Origin of the sequence: Thioalkalivibrio sp. ALE17 (assembly GCF_000425605.1) — a bacterium.
Taxonomy (GTDB): Bacteria; Pseudomonadota; Gammaproteobacteria; order Ectothiorhodospirales; family Ectothiorhodospiraceae; genus Thioalkalivibrio.
In genome coordinates this window covers 65270-81778 of record NZ_AUDT01000008.1, presented here as the reverse complement: position 1 = coordinate 81778, position 16509 = coordinate 65270, and the positions used below count along the sequence as shown (strand labels likewise).

The following is a 16509-nucleotide window of genomic DNA, read 5'->3' as shown; positions in this document are numbered from 1 at the left end:
GCGTCATCCGGCGCCCGCGCTCATGCAGAGGCGGTACGGCGTGAGGCGGACAGAGCGCGCAGGCGGCGGCGCTGCATCTTGAGGCGATACTCCAGCTCCTTGAACTGGGTGTGCAGTTCCGTGCGCAGCCAGCGGTCGTTCAGGACCTCGCGACCGGCCCGCATGTTGCGCGCGTGGACCTCCTGCCACTGGTTCACGATTTCACGGAAGCGCTGGTACTCGCGCTCCAGGGTCGCGCGCCAGTTGTCGTGGATTGCGCCCGCTGTGTCGGCGTTGAGCAGCCGGCGAAACTCGGTGTGCAGCCGCGCGCGCAGGATCTTGAATCGCGGCGTCCAGCGCCGGTCATACACCAGTCCCGTCCAGGCAAAAAGGTTGATCAGCCATTTCGAGGGGTCGTACTGCCACCAGCGCACCCCGTTGCGGTAGTCCGCCTGAAAGGCGTGGTGGAAGTTGTGGTACCCCTCGCCCCAGGTGAGCAGGGCGACCAGGCCGTTGTCCACGGCGGTGTTCTCGTCGCTGTAGGGGCGCCGGCCCCACCAGTGCGCCAGGGAGTTTATGAAGAACGTGAAGTGGTGGCTGAGCACCAGGCGCAGCACGCCGGCCAGCAGCAGCATGCCGACCACATCGCCGAACGCCAGCCCCAGCAGCAGCGGCAGGCCCAGGTTCAGCCCCCATGCGAGCGTCCAGTAATGACGGTGCTGCCACATTACCACCGGGTCCTTCGCCAGGTCCTTCACGCGCGAATAGTCGGGCTCGCTGGTGGGCCAGTTGCGCAGCATCCAGCCCATGTGGGCGTGCCAGAAACCGCGCTTGATCGAATGCGGATCGCGGTCCACGTCATCCACGTAGCGATGATGCACGCGATGCCGCGCGCCCCAGTTGTAGATGCTGTTCTGCAGCGCCAGGGCGCCACTCAGTGCCAGCAGAACGCGCAGAGGCCCACGCGCCTTGAGGGTGCGGTGCGCCCACAGCCGGTGATAACCGACCGTGACGCCCAGCCCGCTCAGCACCAGGAACAGCCCGAAGAACAGCCAGGCCGCGCCGCTGAAACCCTGGGTGAACCACCACCACGGCACCAGCGTGACGGCGGCCAGGTTGGTCAGTACGAAGAAAACTGCCGGGGTCCAGGCAATCGGAGGGGAGCGTTCGGACATCGGGGAGACCTGCTGACGATCGGGGCGAGCGAGGGTGCTCGTCCATTCATACTGTATGAGACCACTGCGGGCGCAAAAAATGCCCTTGTGCCGGAAGGCCGGCCCCAGCGACCGGTCGGATGCGGGGCATTCCACCGGAGCCGACGTTCGGCGCCGGGTCTTTCCAACCGTGTCGGGCCTCCCTGTAAGATGTGACGCTTGTTTCGAAGGCCGGCCCGGTCGCTCCCGTGGCCGAATACCCGCCATTGCTGGCCACGTCGAGTCACCGACTACGGCCCGTTACATCCAGCGATCAAAGGGAGTGATTGATGGGCCTCGGTGTTGGACTCGTGGTGCTGGCGGCTTTCTTCTGGGGGTTGTCCGGCGGGATCGGCGGCATCCTGATGGCCGAGGGCTGGGACGCCTTCGTGGTCTCGTTCTACCGCGGTGCCATCGGCCTGCTGTTCGTGCTGATCTGGCTCGCCTGGCGTCCCGGTGGCAGCGGGCTGGGCAGCGGCAAGATGTGGTTCTGGTCGGCCGTGGCCGGGCTGGGCGTGGCCGGCAACTTCGCGTTCTACTTCCTCAGCATCGCGCATGGCAGTGTGGCGGTCGCCGCCACGTTGATGTACTGCGCCCCGGTGTTCGTCTACATCATCTCCTTCGCCCTGCGGCTGGAATCCCCGACCACGCTCAAGCTGGTGGCCATCGCGATGGTCATGGTCGGCATCGTGCTGCTGACCCAGATCTACGACACCGGAGCGGGCAATGTGACCCTGATCGGCGCCGGTGCCGGCCTGCTGGCGGGCCTGTCCTACGCGATCTTCATCTTCGGCTTCAAATACGCCGGGCAGCACGGCAGCCCGCAGGCGATCCTGACGATTGCCTTCGGTGTGCTGGTCATCCTGCTGATGCTGCCGGGCGACAATACCCAGATGGTGGAGGTCCTGAGCACCTCCGACTGGCCGCTGTTCCTGGCCCTCGGCATCTTCGGTGCCGGGCTGTCGTTCGCGTTCTACATCAATGGCCTGCGGACTACGGCCCCCGCCGTTGCCTCGATCGTCGCGATGATCGAACCGGTTACCGCCACGCTGTTCGGCGTGGTGATCCTGCACGAAAGCCTGGCACTGGTTCAGATCATCGGCATGGCCCTGATCCTGGTCACCGTCACCGCCCTCAGCGTGTCCTCCCGCGCCACGCCGCCCCCGGTCCCCGAGCGGGGCCGCGACGCCGAGTAGCGTTGTCGCACGGAGTTCCGGATCGCCCGCGCGATCCCTCCTGCCGGGCGGCAGGCCTTTGATGCGCGGGGAGATGCCACGCCGGTCTGCAGGGCTGGTATCCTCGCAGCCTGTTGATGGTGGCCGCTGCGGGCGGTCACGCACGATCTTTCCGGGCTCGCCCGGACCGAGGATTCTGGAGGCTGCATGAGCAGTACGCACCGACCCACCGATATCCAGCTGCATCAGAAGTCGCGCATCCTGGAGTTGACCTACTCCGACGGGTCGCATTTCGAGCTGCCCTGCGAGTTCCTGCGCGTGTACTCGCCCTCGGCCGAGGTGCGCGGGCACGGGCCGGGCCAGGAGGTGCTGCAGGTGGACAAGGAGGACGTGAACATCACCGCGATCGAGCCGGTCGGCAACTACGCGGTGAAGCTGGTGTTCTCCGATGGTCACGACACCGGCATCTACGACTGGGACTATCTGCACAAGCTCGGCACGGAGCAGGAAAGTCTGTGGCAGGATTATCTGGATCGGCTGAAAGAGGCCGGCCACGAGCGCAAGACGCACTGACAACGGCAGCTTGATGAAAGAAGAACCCGGCAAGACCCACTTCGGCTACCAGACCGTACCCGAGTCCGAGAAGGCCTCGCGGGTCGGCGAGGTCTTCCATTCGGTCGCATCGCGCTACGACGTGATGAACGACCTGATGTCGATGGGCATCCATCGCATCTGGAAGCGCTACACCCTGGAGCGCACCGGGGTGCGCCCGGGCATGAAGATCCTCGACCTGGCCGGGGGCACGGGGGACCTGGCCGGGGCCTTTGCCCCACGTGTCGGGCCGAAGGGGCAGATCGTGGTCTGCGACATCAATGCCTCGATGCTGGAGGCCGGGCGCGACCGCATGCTGGACGAGGGCCATGTGGGCAACCTCGACTTCGTGCAGGCGGACGCCGAACAGTTGCCCTATCCGGATGACTACTTCGACCGCGTAACCATCGCCTTCGGCCTGCGCAACGTGACCCGCAAGGAACGCGCACTGGCCGAGATGCGCCGGGTGATCAAGCCGGGCGGGCGCGTGCTGGTGCTGGAGTTCTCGCAGCCGATGGCGCCGCTGCGCCCGCTCTACGATGTCTATTCGTTCAAGATGCTGCCGCTGATGGGCAAACTGGTCGCCAACGATGCGGACAGCTACCGCTACCTGGCGGAGTCCATCCGCATGCACCCGGATCAGGAGACCCTGGCCGGGATGATGCGCGACGCCGGGCTGGAACGGGTCGAGTACGACAACCTGACCGGCGGCATCGTCGCGCTGCATCGCGGCACAAAACTGTAACGTTTTCATGGCCGAACCCTTCGCTCTGCCCAGTCCGTTCACGGCCCTGATCGAGGCCACGCTGAACGAACACCTGGCGAGCGCGCCGGAGAAGGACCGGGCGCGCCTGGCCGGGCGCGCAATCGCCATCGTGATCGAGCCCCCGGGGCTGGCCCTTTCGCTGGTCGGGGCTGCCGACCGACTGCAGGTCATCGGCGGTGTCGAGGAGCCGGTGGATGTGCAGCTGGCGGGCTCGCCCCTGTCGCTGGCCGCGGCGCTGGGCCGCGACGACCGTTCCGGGCTGACCATCACCGGTGACGCCACCGTGCTCTCCGATCTGCAGCATGCGCTGCGGGATTCCGGAATCGACTGGGAGGGGCTGTTCGAGCGCTTTGCCGGCGCCGGGGCCGCCGGACCGCTGCGCCACCTGCTCGATCAGGCCCGCGGCAGCCTGCGCCACCTCGGCCGCCGCTCCGCCGAGGATACCGCCGACTATCTGCGCGACGAGCTCGAGTGGCTGCCGGCCGGCGGGGCCTTCGAGGCCTTTGCCGAGGACGTCGCCGACCTGCGTGACGGGGTCGCCCGCCTTGATGCCCGGCTGCGCCGTCTGGAGGCACAGCCCTCCGCACCTGACGACCGGCAGTCCTGATGCGCCGCGCGCTGTACCGGGGCCTGCGGCTGTGGACCATTGCGCGGGTCCTGGTGCGCTATCGCCTCGACGTCATCCTGTTTACGCTGAAGCCGCTGCGCCCGCTCAGCTTCCTGCTCTACCTCGCGCCCTGGAACTGGTTTCGCCGTACCGAAGGCACGCGCGGCGAGCGTATCCGCCGCGCGCTGGAGGACCTGGGGCCGATCTTCATCAAGTTCGGGCAGATGCTGTCCACCCGGCGCGACCTGCTGCCGGACGACATCGCGGTGGAGCTGGCCCGGCTTCAGGACCGCGTACCCCCGTTCCCGTTCGAGCAGGCGCGCGCCCTGATCGAGTCCGAGCTGGAGCGTCCGATCGAGATCGCCTTCGCCACCTTCGAGGACACCCCGATCGCCTCGGCCTCCATCGCCCAGGTGCACGCGGCCACGCTGCAGGACGGGCGCGAGGTCGTGGTCAAGGTCGTGCGCCCTGGCATCCTCAAGACCATCCGCGCGGATCTCGAGGTGATGCACCTGATCGCGGACCTGGCCGATCGCTACTGGTCCGAGGCCAAACGCCTGCGCCCGCGCGAGGTGGTGGACGAATACGAAAAGACCGTCACCGACGAGCTGGACCTGATCCGCGAGGGTGCGAACGCCGCCGCGATCCACCGCAACTTCGAGGACAGCCACCTGCTGTACATCCCGGAGATCATCTGGGACTACACGCGCCGCAGCGTGCTGGTGATGGAGCGCATCGGCGGCATCCCGGTGGCCGACATCGCCGCGCTGCGCGAGCGGAACGTGGATCTGAAGCTGCTGGCCGAGCGCGGGGTGGAGATCTTCTTCACCCAGGTGTTTCAGCACAACTTCTTCCACGCCGACATGCACCCGGGCAACATCTTCGTCGATGCCACCCACCCGGACGATCCCACCTACCTGGCGGTGGACTTCGGCATCGTCGGTTCGCTTCTGGATTCCGACCAGCGCTATCTGGCGGAGAACTTCCACGCGTTCTTCAATCGTGACTACCGCCGGGTGGCGGAGTTGCACGTGGAGTCCGGCTGGGTGCCGAAGGACACCCGCGTGGACGAATTCGAGGCGGCCATCCGCACCGTCTGCGAGCCGATTTTCCAGCGCCCGCTGGACGAGATCTCGTTCGGCCAGGTCCTGCTGCGCCTGTTCCAGACTGCGCGGCGCTTCAACATGGAGGTCCAGCCGCAACTGGTGCTGCTGCAGAAGACCCTGCTGAACATCGAGGGCCTGGGCCGCCAGCTCTATCCACAGCTGGACCTGTGGACCACCGCCAAGCCATTCATCGAGAAGTGGATGCACGAACGCATGGGCGTGCGCGCGTTCATCCGCAACGCCCAGCAGCACCTGCCGCGCTTGCTGGCCCATCTGCCGGAGATCCCGATGCATCTGGAGAAGGCGTTGACGGTGGAGGAGCAGTGCGCCGAGCGCGACGCCGCACTGCGCCGCCAGATCCTCGAGCTGGAAGACGGACTGAGACGACAGTCCCGACGACGCAACGAGGGCTGGGCCGGGGTCGCGTTGCTGGCGCTGGCCGGCCTGGCTACGCAACTGGAGGTGGCCAGCTGGCTGGGACTGCCCTGGCCGACCTGGCCGCTCGCCTTCGCCGGTGCCGGCGTGCTCCTGCTCGGTTTGCGCCCCGGTCCGCGGCGGCGGCGCCGAGACGTGAACGCCTGACCCCTACAAAGCCCCGCCCGACGATCGAATCCGACCGCTGAGCGGCGCGCGGCTGCTGTATTAACAAACCCTGTTTGTTCCCGGCGGGATGCCTTTTTAAGCTACAGACTCCCCGCAAGGACGCCGGGGCGCCCCCAGTCCATCGAACAAGAGGACCGCATGGCCCGCAGGCGCCGCCTTTTCCGACTCGGGATTCGCCAGAAGGTGGTGCTGGTCCTGCTGACCGTGCTGCTGACCGCGCTTTCGATCAGCGGCTATCTGGTCCTGCGCGATGTCGAGCAGAACGTCCTCAGCGAAACCGATCGCCGCGGCGGCGAGACCGCCGACTCCCTGGCCCGGTCGCTTTCCTTCAGCGTGGTGGGCTACGACTACCACACCATCCAGTTGCTGCTGGACCAGTTCGTCGAATCGGGCGGCGTGGTGCATGCGCGCGTCTTCAGCGATCGCGGCAACACCATGGCGGAGGCGCAGCATCCCGAACGCATGGAGCTCGAACGCGTGGCGTTCGACCGACCCATCGAACTGGACGGACGAGCCGTCGGGCACCTCGAGATCGAACTCAGCATCGAGCCCATCCTGGCCCAGCTGGAACAGCAAAAGGCCTCCCTGATCCGCCGCGAGGTGGCCGTGATCGCGCTGATCGCGCTGGGCGAGTTCGCCGCCCTGTCCTGGATCATCATCGCCCCGCTGACCCGCGTGTCGCGCGCCCTGGAGTCGAACGTCGACCGCAACGGCGTGATCGTGCGTGACATCGAGGTGCACTCCAATGACGAGATCGGGGACCTGGCGGCCCGGTTCAACCAGATGCGCGCCCAACTCAACGCCGCCAACGAACAACTGCGGGGGCGGGTGGAGTCGGCCGACCGTGAACTGCGGGAGGCCTACGAACGGCTGATCCAGCAGCAAAAGGAGCTGGAATCCTCCAATGCCGAGCTGGAGGCCTTGACCCGCACGGATCCGCTGACCGGCCTGGGCAACCGCCGGGCCTTCCAGGAGGCGATGGAACAGGACATCGCCCTGTTCCGCCGCCACGGCGATCCGGCCAGTCTGCTCATCCTGGACCTGGATAACTTCAAGGCCATTAACGACACCTGGGGCCATGACACCGGGGATCGCATCCTCAAGGCGTTCGCCGGGCTCATTCGCGAGCAGTGCCGGGATACCGACACCACATGCCGCATGGGCGGCGAGGAATTCGCCGTGTTCCTGCGCCGCTGCGATGCGCGTGGCGCGCAACGGACCGCGGAGAAGCTGCGGCGCACCGTCGAGGCGATGGAAGTGCCCACGGAGGATGGTGGCCAGCAGTTGCATGTGACCGTCAGTATCGGCATCGCGACGCTCTCGCTGGAGGAGGGTGTCACCTCCTCCAGAGCCCTTTGCCGCGCGGCCGATCAGGCGATGTACTCCAGCAAGCGGCGCGGACGCAACCGCGTGACCAACTACACCACACTGATCCATGAAGACCCGCTGTCAGTCAACTTCGAGGGAGACGAGTCATGAACAAACGGTTCCAGGGAATGCTGCTCGGCGGTCTGCTGGCACTGACCGCATCCGCGGGCGCCGCGGACGCAAATGAACCACTGGTGTTCGGGTCGGTGGCCATGGACATCCCGGCGCAGATGATGGCGCGCCTGGAGCCGTTCACCGAATATCTGGCGGAAACCCTGGAGCGGGACGTGACCCTGCGCCTGTCGTCCAGCATGCCCGACGCGATCCGCGAGATCGCGGAGGGGCGTTCGGACATCGCCTACCTCACCCCGGTCGCGTATATCCGGGCGAATCAGCGCGGGGACGCCGTACCCCTGGCGCGCACCATCACCAAGGGCGAGGACAGTTTCCGCCTGATGATCGTGGTCGCGGAGGACAGCCCCTTGCAGACCCCCGAGGAACTGGCCGGCAAGCGTTTCGCCTTCGGCGACGAGGCCGCCCTGCTGCAGCGGGCCGCGGTGGTCGACTCCGGGGTTGAACTCAGCGAACTCGGGGAGTACCACTTCCTCGGGCATTACGACAACATTGTGCGCGGGGTCATCAGTGGCGATTTCGATGCCGGCATCCTGAAGGACACCGCTGCCTACCGCTGGGAAGGCGAAGGCATTCGCATCCTGCACGCCTCGCCCTATCTGCCACCGTACGTCATTGCCGCCCGCGCCGGGCTGGACCCGGACCTGCGGGAGCGCGTCCGCGACACCCTGCTGGCGGCGAACCCGGACGACCCGGCCTCGGGCCCGGCCCTGCGCGCGCTGGACGAGAACTACAACGGCTTCGCCCCGGTTCGCGATGCCGACTACGATGTGGTGCGCGAACTGATCGCGCCGTTCGACTGACGGCGGACCTTCGCCACCTTCGGTCCCCGCAACTGTAGGAGGCCAGCCCTCTGGCCGATAGGGGCCTGCCCGACGCCCCATTCGCCAGAGCCCCTATCGGCCAGAGGGCTGGCCTCCTACGGGGAGCGGTCCGGCGCCCGGGGTCAGACGTCGAGGAGCAGGCGCGCCGGGTCCTCGATGGCGTCCTTGATGGCGACCAGGAACTGCACCGCATCGGCGCCATCCACCAGACGGTGATCGTAGGATAGAGCTACGTACATCATCGGCCGGATCACCACCTCGCCGTCCACCGCAACGGGGCGCTCCTTGATCGCGTGCATGCCCAGGATCGCGCTTTGCGGCGGGTTCAGGATGGGCGTCGAGAACAGCGAGCCAAACACACCGCCGTTGGTGATGGTGAAGGTGCCCCCGCGCAGCTCGTCGATATCCAGCTTGCCGTCGCGGGCACGCTCGGCGAAGTCGCGGATGCGGCGCTCGATGTCGGCGACGCTGGCGTTGCCGGTATCGCGCAGCACCGGTACGACCAGCCCGCGCGGTGACGACACCGCGATCCCGATGTCGCTGTAGTGATGGTAGACAATCTCCTCGCCGTCCAGCGCGGCATTGATCACCGGGAAGCGCTCCAGCGCCCGCGTGGCCGCGGCCACGAACAGGCCCATGAAGCCGAGCTTGATGGAATGGCGCTTCTCGAAGGTCTCCTTGTAGCGCCCGCGCAGGGCCATCGCCGCGGACATGTCGATCTCGTTGAAGGTGGTCAGCATCGCGGTGGATTGCTTGGCCTCCAGCAGGCGCTCGGCGATGCGCGCACGCAGCCGCGTCATGGGCACGCGCTCGATGCGTTCGGCACGGTCCGTCGGCTCGGTCGGGCGTTGCGCCGTGCGGGCGGCCGAACCGGAGTCTTCCGCCTGCGCACCCGTACGGGTCCCGGAACCCGCGGCCCGCTGGTCACGAACGCGCTCCACATCCTCGCGCTGGATGCGCCCATCTTCCCCAGTGCCCTCGACCTCCCCGGCACTGAGCCCGGCCTCCTGCAACAAGCGCCGAACGGAGGGAGAGGGCGGCGGCGCACTGCCGGCATCATCCGCGCCCGTACCGGACGCTGCGGACTCGGCAGCGGGCTGCGCGTCGGCGCGCTCCTCCTGTGCGTCGGCAGCCGGGGCGGGCTCGGCAGTCTGCCCCTGAGCCGCGGTCTTCGCCGGCTCCGGTTCGTCACCGGACTCGTCTTCCTCATCCTTTGGCGCGGCCTCGGCCGGCCCCAGATAGCCCAGCACGGCATCGGCCTTGACCACGTCGCCCTCGCTGGCGGACAGCTCCACCAGGGTGCCGGGGCCAGGCGCCGACACCTCGAGGACCACCTTGTCGGTCTCCAGCTCGGCAATGAGTTCATCGCGCTTGACGGGGTCCCCGGCCTTTTTGTGCAGGGCGATCACGGTCGCGTCGGCGACCGATTCGGGGAGTTCCGGGACCTGGATCGGGGTGCGATCGGTTGCCATCTCGCTTCCTTGTGCTGTACGTCAGTTTCGAAGATTCAGGGCGTCGGGTGCGGCGTGTCCCGCGAGCTGATGGGCCCGAACGCACGTTCGAGCAGATCCTTCAGCTGGGCCTTGTGCACCTCGGGGTAGCCGACGGCAGGGGCCGCAGCCGGGGGCCGCGCCACCGCGTGCAGGGTCTGGCCGCGTACCGCCAGCAGCGGGTTGATGCGCGGCGCGACGAACTCCAGATACCCCTGGTTCTCCGGCTCGTCCTGGACCCAGACGAACTCGTCCGCCTCCGGGTAGCGGCCCAGCAGCTCGGTCAGGCGTGCCTCGGGGAAGGGGTAGCACTGTTCCAGGCGCAGGATGGCCGTGTCCGCGTGCTCGCCCTCGGCCTGGCGGGCGGCCAGGTCGTAGAAGATGCGGCCGCTGGTGAGCAGGACGCGCTTCACCCGGTTCGGGTCGTCGATGCCGGCGTCGTCGATGACCGTCTGGTACTGGCCGCTGGCCAGGGCATCGAGGTCGGAGACTGCGTCCTTGTGTCGCAGCAGGCTCTTGGGCGTCATCACGACGAGTGGCTTGCGGTAGGGGCGCAGCATCTGGCGGCGCAGCAGGTGGAACATCTGCGCTGGCGTGGTCGGCACGCAGACCTGCATATTCTCCTGTGCCGCGAGCTGCAGGAAGCGCTCCGGGCGCGCCGAGGAGTGTTCCGGACCCTGCCCCTCGTAGCCGTGCGGCAGCAGCAGGGTCAGACCGGACAGGCGGCCCCATTTCTGCTCCCCGGAGGAGATGAACTGGTCGATTACCACCTGGGCGCCGTTCACGAAGTCGCCGAACTGCGCCTCCCAGATCACCAGGGCCTCCGGGGCGGCGGTGGCGTAACCATATTCGAAGGCCAGCACGCCCTCCTCGGAGAGCAGCGAGTCGATTACCAGGAAGCGCGGATGGTCCGGGTCCAGACGCCGCAGCGGCACGATGGCCTTCCCGGTCTCCTGGTCGTGCAGCACCGCATGGCGGTGGAAGAAGGTGCCCCGGCTGGAGTCCTGTCCGGACAGACGGATGCGGTAGCCATCCTGGATCAGCGCCCCATAGGCCAGAGTCTCGGCCGCGCCCCAGTCGAGCGGCTGTTCGCCCCGCGCCATGGCGACGCGGGCCTCCAGGATCTTCTGCACGCGGTCGTTCGGGCGAAAGCCCTCCGGCGGCGTGGACAGCTGCTCCAGGGTGCGCGCCAGACGCTCGGCGGGCGCACCGGTCTCCACGTCCTGGTCCCAGGTCTGGTTCACGTAGGGGCCCCAGTTGGTCGAAGACCCGGTATGGCCATTGCGCTCGCGCAGCAGCGACAGTGCCACCGGCTGTCCGGCATCCAGCCGGCCGCGGTAGTCCTCCAGGGCCTGATCCTGGGCCTCTTCGGTGGTCAGGCCGTCGCGGATCAGGCGCGTGGCGTAGCGCTCGCGGGTGGTCGGCAGCTCGCGGATGCGGTGGTACATGCGCGGCTGAGTGGCGGCCGGTTCGTCGGCTTCGTTGTGCCCCTGGCGGCGATAGCAGACCAGGTCGATCACCACGTCCTTGCCGAAGCGCATGCGGTAGTCCAGCGCGATCTGGGTGACAAACACCACGGCCTCGGGGTCGTCGCCGTTCACGTGCAGGATGGGTGCATTCACCATCTTGGCCACATCGGTCGCGTAATGGGTCGAACGTGCGTCTTTCAGGGTCGATGTCGTGAACCCGATCTGGTTGTTCACCACCACGTGCACGGTGCCCTTGGTGGAGAACCCCCGGGTCTGGGACATGTTCAAGGTCTCCATGACCACGCCCTGCCCGGCGAACGCGGCATCGCCATGGATCACCACCGGCATCACGCGGTTGCCCTTGCGATCGCCAACGCGGACCTGGCGCGCGCGCACTGAGCCCTCGACTACCGGGGTGACGATCTCCAGATGCGACGGATTGAAGGCGAGCGCCAGGTGAACCGGCCCGCCCGGCGTATCCAGATCCGACGAGAATCCCATGTGGTACTTCACGTCCCCGGTACCGCGATCGTCACGCGGCCGGCCCTCGAATTCGTTGGCCAGTTCCTCCGGCGACTTGCCGAACAGGTTGACCAGCACGTTCAGGCGCCCGCGATGGGCCATGCCGACCACGAGTTCGTGCAGCCCGCGCGCGCCGCCACGCTGGACCAGGGCATTCAGCAGCGGGATCAGGCTCTCCGCGCCCTCCAGCGAGAAACGCTTCTGTCCGACATAGCGCCGGTGCAGGTAGCGCTCCAGGCCCTCGGCCGCGGTGAGACGCTCGAGGATGGCCAGGCGCGTCTCGTCGTCGAAGCCGAACCGGCCATGCGCGGACTCCAGGCGTTCCTGCAGCCAGCGCTTCTCGTCGGTGGCCATCAGGTGCATGTATTCCGCGCCGATACTGGCGCAGTAGGTCTCCTTCAGGACCCGCTCGATGGTATCGAGCGAGACGCGCCCCTCGATAAACAGGGAACCCGGATCGAAGGTGATGTCCGGGCCGACCTGGTCCAGCCCGTGATGCTCGCGGCTCAGCTCGCGCGGCGGCTCGGGGGACTCGCGTTCCAGCGGGTCGAGGCGGGCGCCGAAGTGCCCGAGATAGCGGTAGGCGTTGATGAACTGCAGCACCCGGATCTGCAGTTGTTCGTGCGCCAGGTCCGGACGGTCGGTCGAACGCCGGCGGCGTTCCGGCCGCGACACACCTTCCAGCGAGCGAAAATAGTCGGCCCAGGCGGGCGGGACCGAATCGGGGTCCTCGCGGTAGCGCTCCAGCAGACCCTCGGCAAAGGCCAGATTGTCGGGGTGCAGTTCCTGGCCGGAGACGGGGCTGTCCAGCCGGTGCCGGGATGGCATCTCGTTCATTCGCGGTCTTCCCATTCCTGATGCGACTACCCTTGTGACTCCGTCGGCGGGCGAGGTTCCTTGCAGGCACCCTGGCGCTTCGACGCGGGCTGACTTCGAGAGTAGCGCGTTTGCCCGGCCGAAGGCACACGGCCCGCATGTGGAACGTGCGATTCCGGCCGGGTTTCCCTACCATTCGCGCATGGATGTCTCCCCCCTGCTTGATTCCCTGAACCCGGCCCAGCGCGAGGCCGTGGCCGCCCCGCCGCAGCCGCTGTTGGTACTGGCCGGCGCCGGCTCCGGCAAGACCCGCGTGCTGGTGCACCGCATCGCCTGGCTGATCGGCGTGGAGGGCGTGGCCCCGCACAGCCTGCTGGCGGTCACCTTCACCAACAAGGCGGCGGCCGAGATGCGCGGGCGCATCGAGGCGCTGCTGGGCCACCCGGCCACGGGGCTGTGGGTCGGCACCTTCCACGGCCTGGCGCACCGGCTGCTGCGCCAGCACTGGCAGGAGGCGAAACTGCCGCAGGGCTTCCAGATCCTCGACTCCGACGATCAGCTGCGCATGGTCAAGCGCGTGCTGCGCGGCCTGGAACTGGACGAGGCGCGCTGGCCGCCGAAGCAGGCGCAGTGGTACATCAACGCGCGCAAGGACGAGGGCTCGCGCCCGGAACACCTGCCGGATACCGGCGACCCCGTCGCGCGCCAGTGGGTGCGCGTCTACACCACCTACCAGCAGGCCTGCGAGCGCGCCGGCGTGGTGGACTTCGCCGAGCTGATGCTGCGCTCGCTGGAGCTGCTGCGCGACAACAAGGCGCTGCTGGAGCACTACCGCACGCGCTTTCGCCATGTGCTGGTCGACGAGTTCCAGGACACCAACGATATCCAGTACGCCTGGCTGCGCCTGCTGGCCGGCGACAGCCCCGTGTTCGCGGTCGGCGACGACGACCAGTCCATCTATGGCTGGCGCGGCGCGAAGATCGAGAACATCCAGCACTTCCAGCAGGACTACCCGGGCACCCAGGTCGTGCGCCTGGAGCAGAACTACCGTTCCAGCGCCAACATCCTGAACGCGGCCAACGCCTTGATCCGCCACAACGCCGGCCGCCTCGGCAAGGAGCTGTGGACCGAGGACAAGGAGGGCGCGCCGGTGCGCCTGTACACCGCGCTGAACGAGCAGGAAGAGGCGCGCTTTATCGCCGAGACCATCGCCCGCCATGTGGACGAGGGCGGGCTGTACCGCGAGTGCGCCGTGCTCTACCGCTCCAACGCCCAGTCGCGCGTGCTGGAAGAGACCTTCATCGGCCGGCGCATGCCCTACCGCGTCTACGGCGGTCTGCGCTTCTTCGAGCGCCAGGAGATCCGCGACGCCCTGGCCTACCTGCGCCTGGCCGGCAACGGCGATGACGACGCCGCGTTCCTGCGCGTGGTCAACCAGCCGCCGCGCGGGATCGGCGAAAAGACCCTGGAGGGCCTGCGCCAGGCGGCCCAGGCGGCGGACACCAGCCTGCTTCAGGCGGCGGCCCACGCGGTGGATGCCGACGCCCTGCCCGGGCGCGCGCGCAACGCGGTCGCCGGGTTCGTGCAGCTGGTCCGCGATCTGCAGCAGGAGCTCCCGCGCCAGCCGCTGGCGGACCAGGTGGAGCAGGCGATCGAACGCGCCCAGCTGCGCGAGCACTACAAGAAGGAAAAGGGCGAGCGCGGCGAGGCGCGCCTGGAGAACCTGGACGAACTGGTGGGGGCGGCGCGCGCCTTTGACATGGAATCCACCGCCGAGAGCGAGGAAGGCGAGGGCAATCCGCTGACCGAATTCCTCGCCCACGCGGCGCTGGAGGCCGGCGAGGGCGCGGCCGACCCGCACGAGGACGCGGTGCAGATGATGACCCTGCACTCCGCCAAGGGCCTGGAGTTCCCGCTGGTCTTCCTGACCGGCATGGAGGAGGGCCTGTTCCCCAACGCGCGCTCGCTGGAGGAGCCGGGACGGCTGGAGGAGGAGCGCCGCCTGGCCTACGTCGGCATGACCCGCGCCGAGAAGGAGCTGTACCTGATCCACGCCGAGACCCGTCGGTTGTACGGGCGCGAGTCCTACAACGTCGCCTCGCGCTTCATCAACGAGATCCCGGAGGACGCGCTGGAGGTACTGCGCCCGCAGGCCTCGCCCTACGGCGCCGGACGCTTTGCGGCGGCCCGGCAGAAGACGGCGGGCTTCGGGTCCATGGATGCACAGGCCGCCGAGGCCTCCGCGGCGGGCCTGGCCATCGGCGCCCGTGTGCATCACGCGAAGTTCGGCGAGGGCCTGGTCACCCAGTTCGAGCGCTCCGGCAACTCGGCGCGGGTACAGGTGAACTTCGCCCACGCCGGCTCCAAGTGGCTGGTGCTCAGCTTCGCCAAACTGGAGGTTCTGGGTTAGGCGGAATGCCGCTTATTTCACCACGGAGAAGGGCCAGGGCGATTTACAGGAAGGTGGGGAGACAGGAAGAGATGGGCTGGATTGATAGGGCGGGCGTTGTGAGCGTCGCGCGGCAATCCTTTGGGTAACACTGGAGGGGATCCCAACCCGATCGCCACGTCGCTTCGCTTCTCGCGATGACGTACTCAATAGCGACACGATGCGATTCGCTGCGCTCGTCACATCCTGCCCCCCTTCGCGGGGTTTCTCCGTGCCCTCTGTGGTGCAAACGCCCTTGATCCCCTTCGTATCTTCGTGCGCTTCGTGGTGACACAAAAAAGCCCCGCCGAGGCGGGGCTTGTGATCATCAAGCGGAACGGCGATCACTCGATCTTGATGTAGGCGAAGCCTTCCTCGTTCTGCAGTTCGGCCACGCGCACCACGCCCGAGGGGACGAAATTCACGTGGTCGTAGATCAGATCCTCGTCGAGGCCGATCTGCGAGCGGGTGATCTCGCACAGTTCCAGCTTCACGCCATGGGTGCTTGCGAGGCTCATCAGGCGGCCGCGCAGGGTCTCGCGCTCTTCCTTCAGTTCCTCGTCGGCCTCGAACGGTGTATCGGCGAGGTTGTCGTCGGTCAGGAAGCGGATGCCGTGGGCCACGAACACGATGCGCACGTCGGCGTCGATGAACTCGTTCTGGTAGTGCGTCATCATGTTATTGATGCTGGTCAGCATCGCGGAGAAGCGGCGCGGGTCGGCGAAGTCGGCGTGATAGACCACCTTGGCCTCCGGCTCGAAGGCCTTGGCCTGGGGCATGAAGGCCAGGCTCGCGACCAGCAGGGTGGCCAGCAGGAGGGCCATGCCCGCGGCGGTTGCCGAGGTGGTTTGAAGGGTCCGGGGAAAGCGGTTCATCGTGGTCTCCTTTGTATGGTGTTGTTTCTTTCTAGAGTAGACGCCCCGGAACCCCCCTGTCATTCCCGCCACGCCCCGCTCCCGGTTGACGCGCAGCCGGTCCGGCGGTATGCTCTGCCGCCTTTTCCAGAACCTAGCGATTCAACGCGAGGGAAGTACTTTGGCGAATATTGCTTCTGCCCGTAAGCGGGCCCGTCAGGCGGTCAAGAACCGCGCCCACAACATGGCGCTGCGCTCCCGTTTCCGTACGGCCATGAAGGCCGTGCTGAAGCCGCTGCACAAGGGCGATGCCCAGGCTGCCGCCGAGGCCTACAAGTCGGCCGTGCCGGTGATCGACAAGACCGTGAGCAAGGGCCTGATCCACAAGAACAAGGCGGCCCGTCACAAGAGCCGTCTGAACGCCCGCATCCGCGACCTGGCCCAGGGCTAAGCCCCCGGGCATCTGGCCGGCCTCGCGCCGGCCGCGGATAGCTGAATCGCGAAGCCGCGCCCCGCAAACGGGCGCGGCTTTTTGCGTGGGTGGCATTCGGCGCGCCCCTGAACGTATTCCTCGCCGCTATCCCCC

13 protein-coding genes are annotated in these 16509 nt (G+C 67.5%); 9 read left to right on the top strand and 4 right to left on the bottom strand.

The annotated features are described in order from the left end of the window. Positions 1–20 precede the first annotated feature (20 nt). On the bottom strand, positions 21–1154 hold the full coding sequence (locus tag H609_RS0107335; RefSeq protein ID WP_018867572.1) for an acyl-CoA desaturase: 1134 nt from the start codon (positions 1152–1154) through the stop codon (positions 21–23). 308 nt (positions 1155–1462) lie between these two features. Here H609_RS0107335 and H609_RS0107330 point away from each other — a divergent pair, with 308 nt between their 5' ends. The 7 genes from H609_RS0107330 to H609_RS0107300 all read left to right on the top strand — a co-directional run bounded on the left by H609_RS0107330 (position 1463) and on the right by H609_RS0107300 (position 8323). Further along, positions 1463–2368, top strand: coding sequence for a DMT family transporter (locus tag H609_RS0107330; RefSeq protein WP_018878216.1), 906 nt, complete (start codon positions 1463–1465; stop codon positions 2366–2368). A gap of 186 nt (positions 2369–2554) precedes the next feature. Further along, positions 2555–2920 (top strand): gamma-butyrobetaine hydroxylase-like domain-containing protein, encoded by a 366-nt coding sequence (locus tag H609_RS0107325; protein WP_018867570.1) that lies wholly within the window; start codon positions 2555–2557, stop codon positions 2918–2920. A gap of 13 nt (positions 2921–2933) precedes the next feature. Next, positions 2934–3683 carry a bifunctional demethylmenaquinone methyltransferase/2-methoxy-6-polyprenyl-1,4-benzoquinol methylase UbiE gene (gene ubiE / locus H609_RS0107320; RefSeq protein WP_018867569.1) on the top strand — a complete coding sequence of 250 codons (750 nt, stop codon included), beginning with the start codon at positions 2934–2936 and terminating at the stop codon, positions 3681–3683. A 7-nt stretch (positions 3684–3690) separates the two neighbouring features. Beyond that, positions 3691–4311 (top strand): SCP2 domain-containing protein, encoded by a 621-nt coding sequence (locus H609_RS0107315; protein WP_028484661.1) that lies wholly within the window; start codon positions 3691–3693, stop codon positions 4309–4311. Then, positions 4311–5999 carry a ubiquinone biosynthesis regulatory protein kinase UbiB gene (gene ubiB, locus H609_RS0107310; RefSeq protein ID WP_028484660.1) on the top strand — a complete coding sequence of 563 codons (1689 nt, stop codon included), beginning with the start codon at positions 4311–4313 and terminating at the stop codon, positions 5997–5999. The genes H609_RS0107315 and ubiB overlap by 1 nt, the downstream gene beginning before the upstream one ends. 159 nt (positions 6000–6158) lie before the next feature. After that, positions 6159–7499, top strand: coding sequence for a diguanylate cyclase (locus H609_RS0107305; RefSeq protein WP_018877019.1), 1341 nt, complete (start codon positions 6159–6161; stop codon positions 7497–7499). Further along, entirely contained in the window at positions 7496–8323 is an 828-nt protein-coding gene (locus H609_RS0107300) for a PhnD/SsuA/transferrin family substrate-binding protein (protein WP_028484659.1), read from the top strand. The genes H609_RS0107305 and H609_RS0107300 overlap by 4 nt, the downstream gene beginning before the upstream one ends. Before the next feature lie 143 nt (positions 8324–8466). Here the strand turns inward: H609_RS0107300 and odhB are convergent, their stop codons facing one another. Both odhB and H609_RS0107290 read right to left on the bottom strand, forming a co-directional pair. Next, entirely contained in the window at positions 8467–9816 is a 1350-nt protein-coding gene (gene odhB / locus H609_RS0107295; RefSeq protein WP_018877017.1) for a 2-oxoglutarate dehydrogenase complex dihydrolipoyllysine-residue succinyltransferase, read from the bottom strand. 35 nt (positions 9817–9851) lie between these two features. Further along, entirely contained in the window at positions 9852–12662 is a 2811-nt protein-coding gene (locus H609_RS0107290) for a 2-oxoglutarate dehydrogenase E1 component (RefSeq protein WP_018877016.1), read from the bottom strand. A 181-nt stretch (positions 12663–12843) separates the two neighbouring features. Here H609_RS0107290 and uvrD point away from each other — a divergent pair, with 181 nt between their 5' ends. Beyond that, the gene (gene uvrD / locus H609_RS0107285) at positions 12844–15051 is read left to right on the top strand and encodes a DNA helicase II (RefSeq protein WP_028484658.1); all 2208 of its coding nucleotides are present in this window, start codon (positions 12844–12846) and stop codon (positions 15049–15051) included. 362 nt (positions 15052–15413) lie between these two features. Here the strand turns inward: uvrD and H609_RS0107280 are convergent, their stop codons facing one another. Further along, positions 15414–15944 carry a DsrE family protein gene (locus H609_RS0107280; RefSeq protein ID WP_018879300.1) on the bottom strand — a complete coding sequence of 177 codons (531 nt, stop codon included), beginning with the start codon at positions 15942–15944 and terminating at the stop codon, positions 15414–15416. Between the two features lie 160 nt (positions 15945–16104). Here H609_RS0107280 and rpsT point away from each other — a divergent pair, with 160 nt between their 5' ends. Then, positions 16105–16374, top strand: a complete 270-nt coding sequence (rpsT, locus tag H609_RS0107275; protein WP_018880926.1) for a 30S ribosomal protein S20 — start codon at positions 16105–16107, stop codon at positions 16372–16374. Positions 16375–16509 lie beyond the last annotated feature (135 nt).

What these genes read in the sequence shown, in the direction of transcription:
- H609_RS0107330 (WP_018878216.1), top strand. Translation starts at nt 1,463, where the DNA reads ATGGGCCTCGGTGTTGGACTCGTGGTGCTGGCGGCTTTCTTCTGGGGG.
- H609_RS0107290 (WP_018877016.1), bottom strand. Translation starts at nt 12,662, where the DNA reads ATGAACGAGATGCCATCCCGGCACCGGCTGGACAGCCCCGTCTCCGGC.
- H609_RS0107315 (WP_028484661.1), top strand. Translation starts at nt 3,691, where the DNA reads ATGGCCGAACCCTTCGCTCTGCCCAGTCCGTTCACGGCCCTGATCGAG.
- H609_RS0107300 (WP_028484659.1), top strand. Translation starts at nt 7,496, where the DNA reads ATGAACAAACGGTTCCAGGGAATGCTGCTCGGCGGTCTGCTGGCACTG.
- H609_RS0107280 (WP_018879300.1), bottom strand. Translation starts at nt 15,944, where the DNA reads ATGAACCGCTTTCCCCGGACCCTTCAAACCACCTCGGCAACCGCCGCG.
- uvrD (WP_028484658.1), top strand. Translation starts at nt 12,844, where the DNA reads ATGGATGTCTCCCCCCTGCTTGATTCCCTGAACCCGGCCCAGCGCGAG.
- odhB (WP_018877017.1), bottom strand. Translation starts at nt 9,816, where the DNA reads ATGGCAACCGATCGCACCCCGATCCAGGTCCCGGAACTCCCCGAATCG.
- H609_RS0107335 (WP_018867572.1), bottom strand. Translation starts at nt 1,154, where the DNA reads ATGTCCGAACGCTCCCCTCCGATTGCCTGGACCCCGGCAGTTTTCTTC.
- ubiB (WP_028484660.1), top strand. Translation starts at nt 4,311, where the DNA reads ATGCGCCGCGCGCTGTACCGGGGCCTGCGGCTGTGGACCATTGCGCGG.
- H609_RS0107305 (WP_018877019.1), top strand. Translation starts at nt 6,159, where the DNA reads ATGGCCCGCAGGCGCCGCCTTTTCCGACTCGGGATTCGCCAGAAGGTG.
- H609_RS0107325 (WP_018867570.1), top strand. Translation starts at nt 2,555, where the DNA reads ATGAGCAGTACGCACCGACCCACCGATATCCAGCTGCATCAGAAGTCG.
- ubiE (WP_018867569.1), top strand. Translation starts at nt 2,934, where the DNA reads ATGAAAGAAGAACCCGGCAAGACCCACTTCGGCTACCAGACCGTACCC.